The organism is Bradyrhizobium sp. 23AC, assembly GCF_054863025.1.
In genome coordinates this window covers 700435-714018 of record NZ_JAVAYN010000001.1, presented here as the reverse complement: position 1 = coordinate 714018, position 13584 = coordinate 700435, and the positions used below count along the sequence as shown (strand labels likewise).

Annotated in this window: 16 protein-coding genes; 12 read left to right on the top strand and 4 right to left on the bottom strand. The window is 61.5% G+C overall.

Annotated elements, in window-relative coordinates:
- The first annotated feature begins 113 nt into the window (after positions 1-113).
- On the top strand, positions 114-650 hold the full coding sequence (locus RAD10_RS03340; RefSeq protein WP_091962057.1) for a GNAT family N-acetyltransferase: 537 nt from the start codon (positions 114-116) through the stop codon (positions 648-650).
- A 56-nt stretch (positions 651-706) separates the two neighbouring features.
- Here RAD10_RS03340 and RAD10_RS03335 read toward each other — a convergent pair whose 3' ends face one another.
- Together RAD10_RS03335 and RAD10_RS03330 are read right to left on the bottom strand one after the other, a co-directional pair.
- Positions 707-1774 carry a hypothetical protein gene (locus RAD10_RS03335; protein WP_461616322.1) on the bottom strand — a complete coding sequence of 356 codons (1068 nt, stop codon included), beginning with the start codon at positions 1772-1774 and terminating at the stop codon, positions 707-709.
- Between the two features lie 3 nt (positions 1775-1777).
- Positions 1778-3172 (bottom strand): MBOAT family O-acyltransferase, encoded by a 1395-nt coding sequence (locus RAD10_RS03330; protein WP_461616321.1) that lies wholly within the window; start codon positions 3170-3172, stop codon positions 1778-1780.
- 337 nt (positions 3173-3509) lie between these two features.
- On the opposite strand from RAD10_RS03330, the gene RAD10_RS03325 reads away from it, so the two are divergent.
- The 3 genes from RAD10_RS03325 (at position 3510) to RAD10_RS03315 (ending at position 5012) form a co-directional block, all read left to right on the top strand.
- Positions 3510-4196 (top strand): DNA-3-methyladenine glycosylase I, encoded by a 687-nt coding sequence (locus RAD10_RS03325; protein WP_461616320.1) that lies wholly within the window; start codon positions 3510-3512, stop codon positions 4194-4196.
- A gap of 26 nt (positions 4197-4222) precedes the next feature.
- Complete coding sequence (locus tag RAD10_RS03320; RefSeq protein WP_135175090.1) at positions 4223-4516, top strand: DUF1330 domain-containing protein; 294 nt, start codon at positions 4223-4225, stop codon at positions 4514-4516.
- A 202-nt stretch (positions 4517-4718) separates the two neighbouring features.
- Positions 4719-5012, top strand: coding sequence for a hypothetical protein (locus tag RAD10_RS03315; RefSeq protein WP_028139572.1), 294 nt, complete (start codon positions 4719-4721; stop codon positions 5010-5012).
- A 98-nt stretch (positions 5013-5110) separates the two neighbouring features.
- Here RAD10_RS03315 and RAD10_RS03310 read toward each other — a convergent pair whose 3' ends face one another.
- The gene (locus tag RAD10_RS03310; RefSeq protein WP_461616578.1) at positions 5111-6523 is read right to left on the bottom strand and encodes a sensor histidine kinase; all 1413 of its coding nucleotides are present in this window, start codon (positions 6521-6523) and stop codon (positions 5111-5113) included.
- Between the two features lie 104 nt (positions 6524-6627).
- Positions 6628-7728, bottom strand: coding sequence for a DNA polymerase IV (gene dinB, locus RAD10_RS03305; RefSeq protein ID WP_461616319.1), 1101 nt, complete (start codon positions 7726-7728; stop codon positions 6628-6630).
- A 187-nt stretch (positions 7729-7915) separates the two neighbouring features.
- On the opposite strand from dinB, the gene RAD10_RS03300 reads away from it, so the two are divergent.
- The 8 genes from RAD10_RS03300 (at position 7916) to RAD10_RS03265 (ending at position 13358) form a co-directional block, all read left to right on the top strand.
- Entirely contained in the window at positions 7916-8125 is a 210-nt protein-coding gene (locus RAD10_RS03300) for a hypothetical protein (RefSeq protein WP_018319492.1), read from the top strand.
- A 229-nt stretch (positions 8126-8354) separates the two neighbouring features.
- Positions 8355-9626 (top strand): tyrosine-type recombinase/integrase, encoded by a 1272-nt coding sequence (locus tag RAD10_RS03295; protein ID WP_461616318.1) that lies wholly within the window; start codon positions 8355-8357, stop codon positions 9624-9626.
- Between the two features lie 88 nt (positions 9627-9714).
- Positions 9715-10521, top strand: coding sequence for a hypothetical protein (locus RAD10_RS03290; protein WP_461616317.1), 807 nt, complete (start codon positions 9715-9717; stop codon positions 10519-10521).
- 123 nt (positions 10522-10644) lie between these two features.
- Positions 10645-10899, top strand: coding sequence for a hypothetical protein (locus tag RAD10_RS03285; RefSeq protein WP_461616316.1), 255 nt, complete (start codon positions 10645-10647; stop codon positions 10897-10899).
- A gap of 89 nt (positions 10900-10988) precedes the next feature.
- On the top strand, positions 10989-11180 hold the full coding sequence (locus tag RAD10_RS03280) for a hypothetical protein (protein WP_461616315.1): 192 nt from the start codon (positions 10989-10991) through the stop codon (positions 11178-11180).
- Positions 11177-11449, top strand: a complete 273-nt coding sequence (locus tag RAD10_RS03275; RefSeq protein WP_461616314.1) for a winged helix domain-containing protein — start codon at positions 11177-11179, stop codon at positions 11447-11449. The genes RAD10_RS03280 and RAD10_RS03275 overlap by 4 nt, the downstream gene beginning before the upstream one ends.
- Positions 11449-13062 (top strand): AAA family ATPase, encoded by a 1614-nt coding sequence (locus RAD10_RS03270; RefSeq protein ID WP_461616313.1) that lies wholly within the window; start codon positions 11449-11451, stop codon positions 13060-13062. The genes RAD10_RS03275 and RAD10_RS03270 overlap by 1 nt, the downstream gene beginning before the upstream one ends.
- Positions 13059-13358 (top strand): TSCPD domain-containing protein, encoded by a 300-nt coding sequence (locus RAD10_RS03265; RefSeq protein ID WP_461616312.1) that lies wholly within the window; start codon positions 13059-13061, stop codon positions 13356-13358. Before RAD10_RS03270 ends, RAD10_RS03265 begins: the two co-directional genes overlap by 4 nt.
- Positions 13359-13584 lie beyond the last annotated feature (226 nt).

Here is a 13584-nt window from a genome sequence, read left to right as displayed (position 1 = left end):
CATGAATACGAGCTGTTCGTTTTCATCCGCATGATTGGCAGCTCCGTCCAAGCGGACGATGCGCGGCCTCGGCTAGGTCTGCACGTCCCAGCAACCTGCCGAAAGCATCACGCATGTCACAGCTGTTTCCGGGAGCCGTCGTCGAGCCGGTCGAACTGGCCGAAACGAAGGGCATGGTCTGCATCAGGACCGCCAGCGAATCCGACGTCGAGAGCCTCTCGGTCTATTTCACCGGCCTTTCCACGACATCGCGTAGCAAGCGCTTCATGGGTGCGCGAACCGATCTCTCCGTGGTTGCGGCCGAGTGCGTCGCCAAGTCCGACCGCCTCGACCACTTCACCTTGCTCGCCGAACTCAGGCAGGAGGGCCACGGCCGGATCATCGGCGAAGCGCGATACGCCTATGACGCGGCCGTTCGGCACGGCGAATTTGCCATCTCGGTCGCCGATGCCTTCCAGCGCATGGGCCTTGGCCTTCAGATGATGACGGCGATGGAGACGCGCGCGGTCGATCTCGGCCACGAGATGATCGCCGCCGAGACGGCCCGGACGAATGCCGAGATGCGCGGCCTGGCGAAGAAAGCAGGTTTCAGGGATACCGGACTGGGAGATTGGCAGTCGGTCCACCTCGCGAAGCGCTTGTCGCGTTAGCGAGCGCGAAAATCCACCATCTCATGAGGACGCGCCGGCGCGCGTCAGCGGACGACTCAGTCGCCGGCGGATTGTCCCAGGATTCTCCGGTCAGCCAGGGTCTTGGCAAGTTGCTCGGTGTAGATCATCCGCGCCCATCGATGCAAATGCGCCGGATAACGCGCATACAGGATGTCCAGCATGACGTCCGGGGTATCCAGGAATTGCGATTGATCGAGGCCAAGTCGAGCCGCAATCCTCTTGCCTGCCTCGGTGTGGAAGCTCTGCGGGCCGCCCTGAGCATTGACGGAATTGACCGGCGAGATCACGAGATAGACCTTTGACCGGTCAAGCTTCGAAAGCGTTACGGACAGGGAGGCGAGCGCCTTCTCGAATTCCGCGTTCATCACGAACGGTTTTGAGGCGGGGAGCGGCTTGAGAAGAACGTGGCCGGGCAGCGTGGCCCTGAAAGCCTCCAGCGAAGGAATATCAAGCATTCGGTTGGGGTCGATGGCGCTACCGTGCTCGCTCCATATGGTCGAAATGAACTGGTCCTTGCCGCCGTAGTAAATCGCGTAGGCGCCCGGAAGCGGGGTGTACACGGCTCGCTCCATCAGCAGTCGGATGTATTCGAGACCGCCGGCCGGAAACGTCAGGCCGGAAGGAACTTCAAAACGGTCGGTCCTGATGAAGGTCGGCCATTCATTCCATCTTGGATCGCGCTCGAACTGGATCGGATTGAACACCAGAACGAGTTTCTTGGGCTGCCGTCCGCGGGCGATCATCTTGTCGAGCATGGCGGCGTAGCCATCCGGGCCAACATAGCCGATGGTGCAGAACGCCTCGACGTCGGATCCCGGAAACGCGCGCAACAAGGTCGGGACGTGAATCCCAAACAGGCAAGAGCTGTCGCCGAGAAAGGCGAGATCGGATGCAGGCAGCCGCTCGGAACGCCTGATCTGCTCGAGGACGATGTAGGTCTCGATTCCGCGAGACCATTGATGGTTGCTCTGCCGATAGATGAAATTCGCGATTCCGAGGATGAGAGCCGTCAATACGGCGACCGGAACGAACTTGCGCGCGACAAGCTGAAGCGCATGGGTCAGCGGCGACTTCATGATCGCCTGGATCGTGCGTTTCAGCATGGCCTAGAACTGAAAATAGATGAAGGTTGCGTTGACGTGCCCGGACGCCGCGATCGTCACAGCCGCCAGGGCCGCAAACAGCGGATACTTCATCCATGCAGGTCGGCGAATCAGGAAATAGTCCCCGTGCGACTGCAGCTGCCATTCCAGCAGCATCAGCGGGGCCGACAGCGATAGAATCGCGAGCGCGACGGCACTGTGCACCGGGGCCCATTCCCAGTTCTTGAGCGCACTGAGCATGCCCACCAGCAAATTCCAATTTGCTGCTCGAAAGAGGAACCAGCCGACGAATACGACCAGCATGGTGACGGCCCAGCCGGCGCCGCGGGCGACCTTCGAAGGGGGCTCGTCTCCGCCGGGCAATTTGCGCCATAGCGCAAGCACGGTGCCATGAAGCAGGCCCCAAAGCACGAATGTCCACGACGCGCCGTGCCAGAGGCCTCCCAAAGCCATGGTCAGCATCAAATTCCGGTTCGTGATGGTCTCGCCGCGACGGTTTCCACCGAGCGAGATGTACAAATAGTCCCGTAGCCATGTGCTGAGGCTGATGTGCCAGCGTCGCCAGAATTCGCTGATCGATACCGACCAGTAGGGGTAACGGAAATTCCACGTCAGCTCGAAGCCGAACAGAAGCGCGACGCCTTTTGCGATCAGGCTGTATCCGTTGAAATCGGCGTAGATCTGGATGCCGAAGGCGATCGTGGCGAGCACGACCGACCAGCCAAAGGGCTGATCCGGAATGAAAAGCGTGTCGACGATCACCGCCAGGCTGTCCGCCACCACGACCTTCATGGCGTAGCCGTAGATCAGGAGCCAGAGTGCGCGGTCGGCATGATCAGCCGTGAATTGTCGCGGCTTCGAAAATTGGTCCAGGAGATTGCTGGCTCTCTCGATCGGTCCCGCCACGAGTTGCGGGAAGAACGCCTTGAAGGCGAGAAACTTGACGAGGTCTCTCTCCGCAACATGCTTGCCGCGATAAACGTCCACCACATAGGCGATGCCCTGGAAGGTGATGAAGGATATGCCCAGCGGCAGGATGATGCGCAACGTCGGCAGGTTCGGATTGAGACCCGCGCGTTGTGCAATCGTCACGAACGAATCGACGAAGAAGCTGAAATACTTGAATATCGCGAGAACGATGATCGCCACTGCGACCGCGGAAAAGACCAGAAGCTTTCGGGTGTGCTCGTGAGGGGTCGCGGCGATCAGAATCGCCGCGGCATAATTGACGACGGAAATTCCGACCAGCAGAGGCAGAAAACGCCAGTCCCACCAGCCATAAAAGACGTAGCTTGCCGCCAGGATGATGACATTCTGGACCGCGAGCCTGGAGGTGGCGTGGTAGAGCAGGAAGGTCGCGGGCACCAGACCGAGGAACGCCACGGAGACAAAGGACATTGCAAGAATAGGTCACATTATTGGGTTGCGACGCGGCTCGTCGTTCTGCTCAGTCTGGATGACGATGCGAGCGGGGTTGCAACCGGGATTGCGAAAGATAAACCGCAGTCCCAGCGAGGCGGTGACTGAGGCCGCTTCACTGGCAGCGGCATCCAATAACAACTTTGAGATGAAATCAACCGCTATCCACCCGCTCCCGCTTGCGGGCGGCGGCGTCCTTGGCCGAGGACCCGACCACGTGCGCTTGGCGCGCCGGCATCACGGACTTCACCTCCGCGGTGCTGGACCTCTTGAGCCAATTCTGGTGTCTTGACGATCCATCAACGCGGATGTCCGCATGACCTCCTTCAAGACCATTCGTGCCCGCGCTGAGAAGCGCAAGGGCGGGCCCAAGGCGCTGGAGAAATTGATGCCGGCAAAGCCGGACCTCAAGCGGCTGGCCAAGCTCGGCGACGACCGCGTCCTCGCCGAAATGGCCAGGCGGGTGTTTTGCGCCGGCTTTGCCTGGAGCGTGATCGAGACGAAATGGGACGGCTTTGAAGACGCCTTCCTGCATTTCCAGCCGGCCAAGCTCACCTTCCAGCCCGAGGATTATTGGGAAGGTCTGCTGCGCGATGCGCGCATCGTGCGCAATGGTGCCAAGATCATGTCGGTGCGCGACAATGCCGCCTTCGTGCAGGAGATCGCGAAGGAGCACGGCAGCTTCGGCAAGTTTCTGGCGAAGTGGCCCTCGTCCGACGAGATCGGCCTGCTCGATCTCATGACCAAGCGCGGCAGCCGGCTCGGCGGCAATACCGGGCAGATGCTGCTGCGCTTCGTCGGGTGGGACGGCTTTGTGACCTCAGGAGACGTGGTGGCGTGCCTGCGTGATGCCGGTCTCGATATTGCCGAAGCGGTCAAGTCGAAGGGCGATCTCGCCAAGGTGCAGGCGCAGTTCAATGCCTGGGCCGAGGAGACCGGCCTGCCTTACACATATCTGTCACGCATCTGCGCGCTCTCGGTCGGTGAAAGCCGCAGCGCGTAGCAGGTCCCCGAAACCAGGAAAGAAAAATGGCCAAAGCCTACTGGGTTGCCACCTATCGCGCGATCAAGAATCCCGATGCCATGGCGGCTTACGCCAAACTGTCGCGTCCGGCGATCGAAGCGGCGGGTGGCCGCGTGCTCGCACGCGGGGTGCCGGCTGCGGCCTTCGAGCTCGGCCAAATGGAGCGCGTGGTTCTCATCGAGTTCGACAGCGTCGAGCGCGCCAAGGCGGCCTATGCAAGCCCGGCCTACCAGGCAGCTCACGATCTGCTCGGAGACGGTGCGGACCGCGACATCCGGATCGTCGAAGCCGCCGATTAGAGCTGCCCGCGGATAAAATCGTGTACATCCTGTGGCGATCTCGTGCCGCGAGCGCGGCAGATGCAACGCGCGATCACGAAATACATTTTTTGGGAACATTTGTGCGCAGCACCTGTTCGGAGTCGAGCCAGGCGGACAAAGGCGCAGGGAACGCGTGCTCCCGCCCGGGCCAACGAAACCGGACACAGAAACGGAGCAGCTCATGAAGCTCACATCCGAACAGGTGAAGCAGACCGTCAACCAACTCGGCGCTCAGGTGCTGCCCGACGAACATCCGGCCATGCCGCAGCTCAACAGCATGTTCGGCGAGCATACCTTCTTCGTCGACGAGATGGGCCTCAAGGTCCTCGAGCCCACACCATCGCTCGGTCCCGATCGCCAGAGCGGCGAAGTCGTCAGCCTCGCCGATTGGGGTGATTCCGACCTGACGCGCCTGATGGCGCACGAGCCCGAGCCGACCGGCGTGATCGTGGTGTTCGAGCACGTGAGGCATTGATTGCCCCGAGCGGGTCGAGTTTCACCGGTGGCGGGGCTGAAAATCCCGTCACCGTCGGCCGCGCGCCGCTTTCCGAGGCGGCTCCAGCGGTCGCAGGTTCATGCTTCGATCGGGATCTCGATAGCGATCTGAGTCCCTGGACCCGTCCTGCTCTCGAGGCGCAGGCGCCCGTTCAGCGACGAGGCCACCAAATTGAACGCGATGTGCAGCCCGAGGCCGGCATGTCCGCTCTCGCGGCCGGTCGTGACGAACGGATCGAAGATCTGCGCCTGCAATTCCTCGGGTATCCCAACGCCGTCGTCGGCGCAGACCAGGCGGACCCGTTTCGCGTCCGGCTGGCTGACTGTGACCGCGAATCTGCCGCCTCTCTCGTCCGGGTACGCATGCCCCGCGGTATTGAGGGCGAGATTGCTGATCACCTGCGCAAGTGCTCCCGGGTAGCTGTTGAGCTTGATGCCCGCGGGGCATTGGACGTCGACCGCCAGAGCATGGTGCGATAGCAGCGGCCCAAGCTTGGACATCAGCTCAGCCAGCCAATCCTTAAGCTCGAACGAGCGCCGGTCCTCATCGGCCTGGTGGACTGCGACCTGCCTGAAGCTGTGCACCATCTCGGATGCGCGGTGCAGGTTATCGAAGGTCAGGTCGAGCCCCTGCTTGAGCCTGTCAATTCCCTTGGTCAGATCGGATCGCCGGACCGACGCTCCGCCCAATGCGTCGGCCATTGTCTGCAGATCGGTCTGCATGGCCGTCGAGGTCGTCAGGGCGAGGCCAAGCGGGGTGCTGACCTCGTGAGCGACACCGGCGACCAATCGACCGAGCGAGGCGAGCTTTTCCGCCTGCACCAGATGCTCCTGGGTCGCGCGCAGATCGCGCAGCGATTTCTCCGAGCGTTCCTTTTCCCGCTGCAGGGCCTCCGACGTTCGGAATTGCTTTCGCGCCCGGTATTCGCGCGCGGCCACGGCATAGAGCGATAATGCGTAGGCGTTGCCGACGAGAGAATGATTGATGAATCTCAGGCCCATCGGCATCGTCGGTGCGAACGTCTCGGCGACCAGCAGCGCCAGCCAGGACAGCAGGCAGAAAATCGCCAGTGAGCCGATTCGTAATGGCAGCATGGTGGAGACGAACAGGATGATCATCATCATGCCGGGGGCGGCAAAGGTGAAGCCCGACGGCAGGACGAGATAGATGCTCGGCAGGATGCAGCCGGGAATGACGCAGTAGACGAGGAAAATCGTCTCCGCCCATGGCTTCATCAAGCGCCGTGACAGTAACGCGGTCAGCGGGAGCAGCACGAACAGAGCGGTGCCGCCACGGATGGCAAGCGTGGTTGGAACGACTTCGGGATAGAGCACCCAATCCCAGAGGGTGTAGCCGGCATAGGTGGCGGCGCCGAGCAGCATCGCGATCTGCGTCCAGCCGAGACTGCCTCGGACGTACTGGTCGACAAACCGGCGCTCCTCGATGCGGTCTTCGAAGCGCAATCCGAGGCGTATCAATAAGGCAAGCATTCCAGCATCAATCGCGAAAAATCGTGTTTTGGTGTCTCTACGACAGGTTTTGCGCCGCGTCGCGGATAAAGATGTCGCGTTTGCCGAAGACCTGCCGGCCTCGTTCAAATGCCCAAGGTCAGCTGCGGCTCCGCCTCGTCCCCGATCTGGAGCGCGGACAGCGAGACACCCAGCAGCCTGACGCGCTTGGGAAGTGGCATCTCGACTTCGAGCAGGCCGCAGGCCAGCCGCTCCAGGTCGTCCCGCCCCGCGACGGGCGCTGCGACGGACCTGCTGCGCGTGATGATCTCGAAGTCGGCAAACTTGATCTTCAGCGTGACGGTGCGGCCGCGATTGCCGGTCGCCTCGCAATGCCGCCAGACCTTGTCGACGAGAGGCTTGAGCTCGGCCGCCAGCGCGCCATATTCGGCAAGGTCGACCGAGAACGTGGTCTCCGCGCCGATGGACTTGCGGATCCGGTTGGCCCGGACCGGTCGTTCGTCGACGCCACGCGAGATCCAGTAGTAATAGGCGCCCGACTTGCCGAAATTCGCATTCATGAACTCCAGCGTCTGGTTGCGGATGTCGAGACCGGTGAACAGGCCAAGCGCATTCATCTTTGCAGCTGTCGCCGGGCCTATGCCGTGGAACCTGCCGACAGGCAGCGTCTCGACAAAAGCCGGTCCCATCTCCGGCGAGATCACGAACTGACCGTTGGGCTTGCGATGGTCGGAGGCGAGCTTGGCCAGAAACTTGTTGTAGGAGATGCCCGCCGACGCGTTGAGATCAGTCTCGGCCTTGATCTTCCCGCGGATCTTCAGCGCGATGTCGCGCGCCAGCGGGATGCCTTGCAGGTTCTCCGTCACGTCGAGATAGGCCTCGTCGAGCGACAAGGGTTCGATGATGGGCGTGTGCTCGGCAAAGATGTCGCGGATTTGCCTGGAGATCGCCTTGTAGACCTCGAAGCGCGGCCTGACGAAGATCAGATCGGGACACTGCCGCTTCGCAGTGACCGATGGCATCGCGGAGCGAACGCCGAACTGGCGCGCTTCATAGCTGGCGGCCGCGACGACGCCGCGTTCCGCGGAGCCTCCGACCGCGACCGGCTTGCCGCGAAGGTCCGGATTATCGCGCTGCTCCACCGACGCATAGAATGCATCCATGTCGATATGGATGATCTTGCGGACGGGCGAGGCTTCGCCGGTCACCGTGTCGGATTCGCTCATGCAAAGATGATACAATTGCGCGATGAGATGTGCGAGGTGATGGATGCTGCGTTTGCCGGCGTGCTCAATGCGGCCATCTGGCGTTTGAATTGAGACATTCAGTCTCAACCAGTTCAAAGCGCAATCTCAGGCTTGTGAGTGGCAAGCATGGTCACGCGACCTAATATGAGCGCACGGAGGACAGCCAATGCAATACAGCTCCGAGCTCATTCACACGATGCGTCAAGCGCTGGAGACCGTGATGGCGAGCGTACCGGCCCATCAATCGGTGTTCGGCCTGAAAGCGGCCGTGGCCGAATGCATCCTGAACGCCGCCGCACACGGCCAGACGTCATATGACGGACTGGTCTCGTCCGCCTCCGACCAGCTCCAGACGATTGTCGCGATGCTGACGTGAGCGCCGGCCTGAAAGGCCGCAAGGCTGGCGCACCCGACACGATTCGAACGTGTGACCTTTGCCTTCGGAGGGCAAGGGTGGGGAAATTACCCCTGCTTACCTGAAATCCCTTGGAATTGATGGTCCTCGGCTATAGGCTGAAATCAGCCTGATTTGGGGGCTACGGTCGTTTCCTCAGATTTCCCCCGTTTTCCGGCGCCTGCTTACCCGGTGCTTACCCGAGGGAAATTTGCCGAAGCTGACCAAGCGCGTCGTGGATGCCGCACATACCACCGGAAAAGACCTCGTTATTTGGGACAACGAGCTCCGGGGCTTTGGCTTGCGCGTGAAAAAGAGCGGGGCCAAGTCCTTCCTGGTGCAGTACCGGAACGCCAACAACCGTAGCCGGCGCCTCACCTTGGGGCGCTACGGCGTTCTGACCCCGGAGGAGGCTCGCCGAGACGCCAAGCTGGCCCTCGCGGATGTTGTGAGGGGTGCAGATCCCGTCGAGAGCAAGAAGCTGGCACGCGGCGCGATGACCGTCGAGGAACTATGCCGCGAGTACCTGGACAAGGCGCAGCGGGGCCTCATCCTCACGCGAAGGGGCGAGGTCAAAAGCAAGACCACCCTGTACAGCGATAAGGGCCGCATCGAGCGCCACATCATCAAGCTGGTCGGCAAGAAGACCGTGAAGGGCTTCACTTCCACGGACGCAAAGGGCTTCCAACGGGACATCATAGCGGGCAAATCAGCGGCCGACGTGAAGACCAAGACCCGAGGCCGGGCCATTGTGACCGGCGGGAGGGGAACAGCAGCCAGGACGATGGGGCTGCTGGGTGGCATCTTCAGTTACGCCGTCGACGAGGGCTATCGGCCCGACAATCCGGTGAGCGGCATTCGGCGTCCCAAAGATCAAACCAGAGAGTGGCGCCTAGATGACGCCGGCTATCGCCGGTTGGGTAAGTGCCTCGCCACCGCCGAGGCAAACGGCGAGCATTGGCAGCGCGTCCTCGCGAGCCGGACATCCGCCATGACTGGTTGCCGGTTGGACGAGGTGGAGGGATTGCTGAAGATCGAGGTGGACACCGCCGGGATGGCCCTTCGCCTCGGCGACAGCAAGACTGGCAAGAGCATCCGTCCTGTTGGACCCGTAGTTATTGCGGTCCTGAAAGACGCGATGGCCAAGTCTAAGTCGAAATATGTCTTTCCTGCCATAACGACCGACACGAAACATCATACCGGCTTGACGCGATGGCTGCAGAAGGTGTCGGCGAAGGACGTCCCGGGGATCACCAGCCATGGCTTGCGGCACTCGTTCAGCTCAACGGCCGAGGACTTGGGCTACACGATACCGACGATCAAGGCGCTCATCGGGCATTCCAAAAAAGGAAACGTGACGCTGGGCTATCTTCACAAAATCGACGCGGCGCTCCTGGCGGCTGCCGACCGCGTCGCCAAGCACATCGATGACGCCATGAACGGAAAGAAACAGAGCAAGGTCGTCCGGTTTCGGAAGGCCTGATCAATCGGCGCGGCTAGGGTAGCTCCCGAAAAGCTGGTCCGCACCAGCCTGCCGCGTCGTCCATATGCGGAGCACAAGCGGAAGTGCAATGGCGGACTTTGTCCCAAAGGGATTCTACGCCCTCGAAAGGGCTGTGTTGCTTATAGCGCGGGAGTTGGACGAGCGCCTCTGGGACCATGCCAAGATGACCCTCTCGGAGATTAATGCTTACGAGAGGCTGGGTGAAAGCTCGCATTTCAAGGATCTCCGGCGGACGCTGGAGGGCATCGAGCTAAGTCTTCGGGATCGTAAGACTGGCGAACTACCCGATAACACGATCGAAGAGCGCTTTAAGGCCTACCAGGAAAGCCAAAAGCTACTTCGAACAGCACTGAATGCAGGCGAACTTCAATCTGTGCTGCAGTTCGTCCGGACCGGGGAGCGATTCGACCAGCCTGCAGAGGCTTGGGCCCAAGAAAATGCTATGAGCTGGTTTGACGACGGTCTGACGTATGTCGAGACTGGCGGAACGCATCTGGTGCCCATTCCGCCGTTTGTTCCGGGAGCCCCGCTCGACGTGAACTTTCAAGAAGTCGAGAATGGTGTCTGGGCTTCGATCTTGATCAAGGAAGACTCCTTTTCGGACTGGTATTATTCGGCGTCTGGTCCGATGGCTGATGTTGAGGTCAGGGAGCGGGACAAGGGTGGCCGGCCGCTCGAGTACGATTGGGACGCAGTCAGGGAATACGCGCTCGGCTTGGTGAAGCAACATGGCCGACCAGGTCGCGGAAATAAGCGCCTGCCGAGCAAGAGTCAGCTTGCCGAGGCAGTCATGAACGAATGGGCCAAGAAGGGTGTTGATTTGGCCGAGCCAACCGTTCGCCGCTACATCACGGCGTGGTTGAGGGACCTTTGATCATAACCCCTGATCGGAGGTTATGATCAGTTTTGGACGGGTTCTGAGCGGCTTTCGGTCTCGCGACTATGCGAGAGGTTTCACGTCGACGAAGAGGATTCCCCTCGGTTGATGAGAGACCCGATGAAAGAAAACGCTGAAATCAACCCCGAACGCCTGCTGCGGCGCGCTCAAGCAGCGAAATATGTTGTCGAGACCTACAACGTCCCGTGCTCACCCAAGACGCTGGCAAAGCTTGCTTGCGTGAGTTCGGAAGGCCCGCCTTTTCGGCTCGCCGGTCGCTTCCCCTTATACCCAATCTCGGGACTCGACGCCTGGGCACAAGGAAAGATCGGCCCGTTAGTCCGATCGACCTCCGAAGTCCGGCGCGTTGCCTAACCCCTATCCCCCAAAACGAAAACCCGGCTGCACGATCCACATCTTGGCGGATCAGATCGTGCGCACCGGGCTCTTTAGGAGTCTTGAACTTGAAAACCTGTAGCAAACGACATCTCAAAACACAATCGGTTTCAGACCTGCCATTGTTTAGCTGGCGCATCGTCGTGGTGCGCCCGACCACGCTGGCTGGGAGCTTCGTCGCGCGTCGGTACCGCGTTCACCCGGCGGTCGCCGATTTGATCGCAAACCTCGCCGGCATCGGATCGGGGGTGGAGCAATGAGCAGGCTGACCATCTCCAAAACCGACGGGTCGCGCCAGACCTTCACCGGGCGCCAAGCATGGATGCTGCGTAGGCTGATCGACGCCGGGACGGCAGGTATCACCCTGCTCGACAATCCCGCTCCGCGCGGCTCGCACTACATCTACATGCTCAGGAAAGCGGGCTTGAATATCTCGACGACCAATGAGCCGCATGCGGGAGCATTTCCCGGAATGCATGGTCGCTATCGGCTCGAGACCTCCATCACCGTTGTTGCGGAGGTCGCATAGTGAACTTCCATCAACGTGCCCCCCTGACCGCGGACGAGCTGAGGCGGCGCGCCGAAGCTCTGTCGGCGAACGCCCGGGGCTCAGACCAATCTCAGAGCCGCCCGGGAGACAGTGCAACTGACACGGCCCATGGCGATGAGCGACAGTATGGCCCCACGGCCGCGAAAATATTGCGCGAGGTAAAGCGCAGCGTGGCGCTGGCGTCTCAGGAGGCCAAGTTCGCCGTGTTCACGGAAGCCGCCGCAACGCTGGCGGAAGCCGTGGCGAGCCAATGGGTACCCAAGAACGTGATGGTTGATCGTCTCTCAGAAATCGCCATCGCTCACGGATACTTTGGGCAAGATCGGCGCGAGGTGGAAGAGCTGATCGGCCGATACGCCGAACGGACCTCGGCCCAGAAGCAGAAGCCCGATCAAACGGCGTCTGGTGCCAAGCCGGCAAAGCGCAGGTTGATTGCGCATCGTGCCAGCGACCTCGAACCGGAGAAGCTTGTCTGGGTCTGGCCTGGTCGCATCCCGGAAGGCAAGCTCGTCCTGTTGGGTGGTCCGCCCGGTTTGGGCAAGAGCCAACTGACCGCGTTCATGTCGGCTACCGTCTCGAACGGTGGCCACTGGCCGTGTGGTGAGGGCTCGACGCTCCCGGGCGATGTCATCTTCATGTCTGCGGAAGACGGCGTACAGGACACCATCATCCCGCGCCTCATGGCGGCGGGAGCCGATCGCGAGCGCGTTCACATCGTGTCGTCCGCGACAAAGCCGGACGGGACCGGTCGGAAGACGTTCAGCCTGAAGACGGACGTCGATCTCCTGGAAGAGATGGCGAGGAAAATCGGCACTGTCAGGCTGATCATCGTCGATCCCATCTCGGCTTACATGGGCGGCAGCGACGGCAACGGGAACGTGGAGACCCGGGAAGTCCTGGAGCCGTTAGCCGACATGGCTAACCGTCTGCGCATCGCCGTGGTGGCCGTGACGCACCTCAACAAGGGTGGCGGTGGCGGTAACCAGAGCGCTTTGAACCGGTTTGCCGGGTCGATCGCGTTCGTGGCTGCGGCCCGAGCTGCGTTCGCCGTGATTGAGGATCCGGAGGACGACGAGCGGCGGTTCTTGCTCCAGGCCAAGAATAACCTCGGCAAGAAGTGCAAGGGGTTGGCCTTCCGGCTCGAGCAGCGCCTGGTTGGCGACGACGTCATGTCATCGAACGTCATGTTTGAGGGCGACCACGTCAGCGAGTCGATCGACGAAGCGCTGTCTGCTTCGGAGAACCGCGGAGCCAAGAAGGGGCAGTCGGGCGGCGGCAAGGACGACGTCATGCAGTTCCTGAGGGACATCCTCTCGGCCGGTCCGGTGGACGTTCTGGAGGTCGAGCGTCAGGCGCGGGCGGCGGCATTGCTTGAGGATGACAAGCGGCTGAGCAAGAGCAAGGCCTTCCGCGATGCCCGGACCGAGCTGGGAATCAAGTCCACCAGAGATGGATTTGGCCCCGGTTCTCGGTACGTGTTGGAGTTGCCGGACGCACCATGGGCGCCCAAAAACCCCATGGGCGCCCCCTCCCAAACACGGGCGCCTATGGATGATTTGGGCGCCCATGGAGAGGCTGGAGGTCCGCAATGACAGGCCCCAGATCTCGCCTGGAGGATCGGAGAGCCCATTGGCTCTTCCGGTTCGAATGCGATGGGCAGTCCTACACCGGCGGCATCGGCCGGTTCGAGGACGGCCGTATCGCGGAAGTCTTCATCAACGGGACGAAGGTCGGCACGGCCGCCGAGACCAACGCTCAGGACGCGGCAATCGTCGCGTCCTTGGCCCTCCAGCATGGCTGCCCGGTCGAGACCATCCAGCACGCCTTGGCACGGGCGGGCGGTTCGGCGGGCCCGCTGGCAACGCTGCTTAGGACGGTGGAAAAATGAAACCGCCAGAGCATTCTCATCTGAAGATCCTGATGCCGTACGACCCTCGGGAAGGCATAAGCCTCGCAGCGGCGGCCAGGAGAGCGGGAAAATCTGAGACGACCATCCGAAATTGGTGCCCCCAGCACGGTCTTGGCCGTCGTGTTGGTGGCGGCGTATGGGTCGTCAGCCAAGTTGCTCTGGCGATGTTCCTGGATGGCGATATGGCGGCTCTCGCAGCGTATCA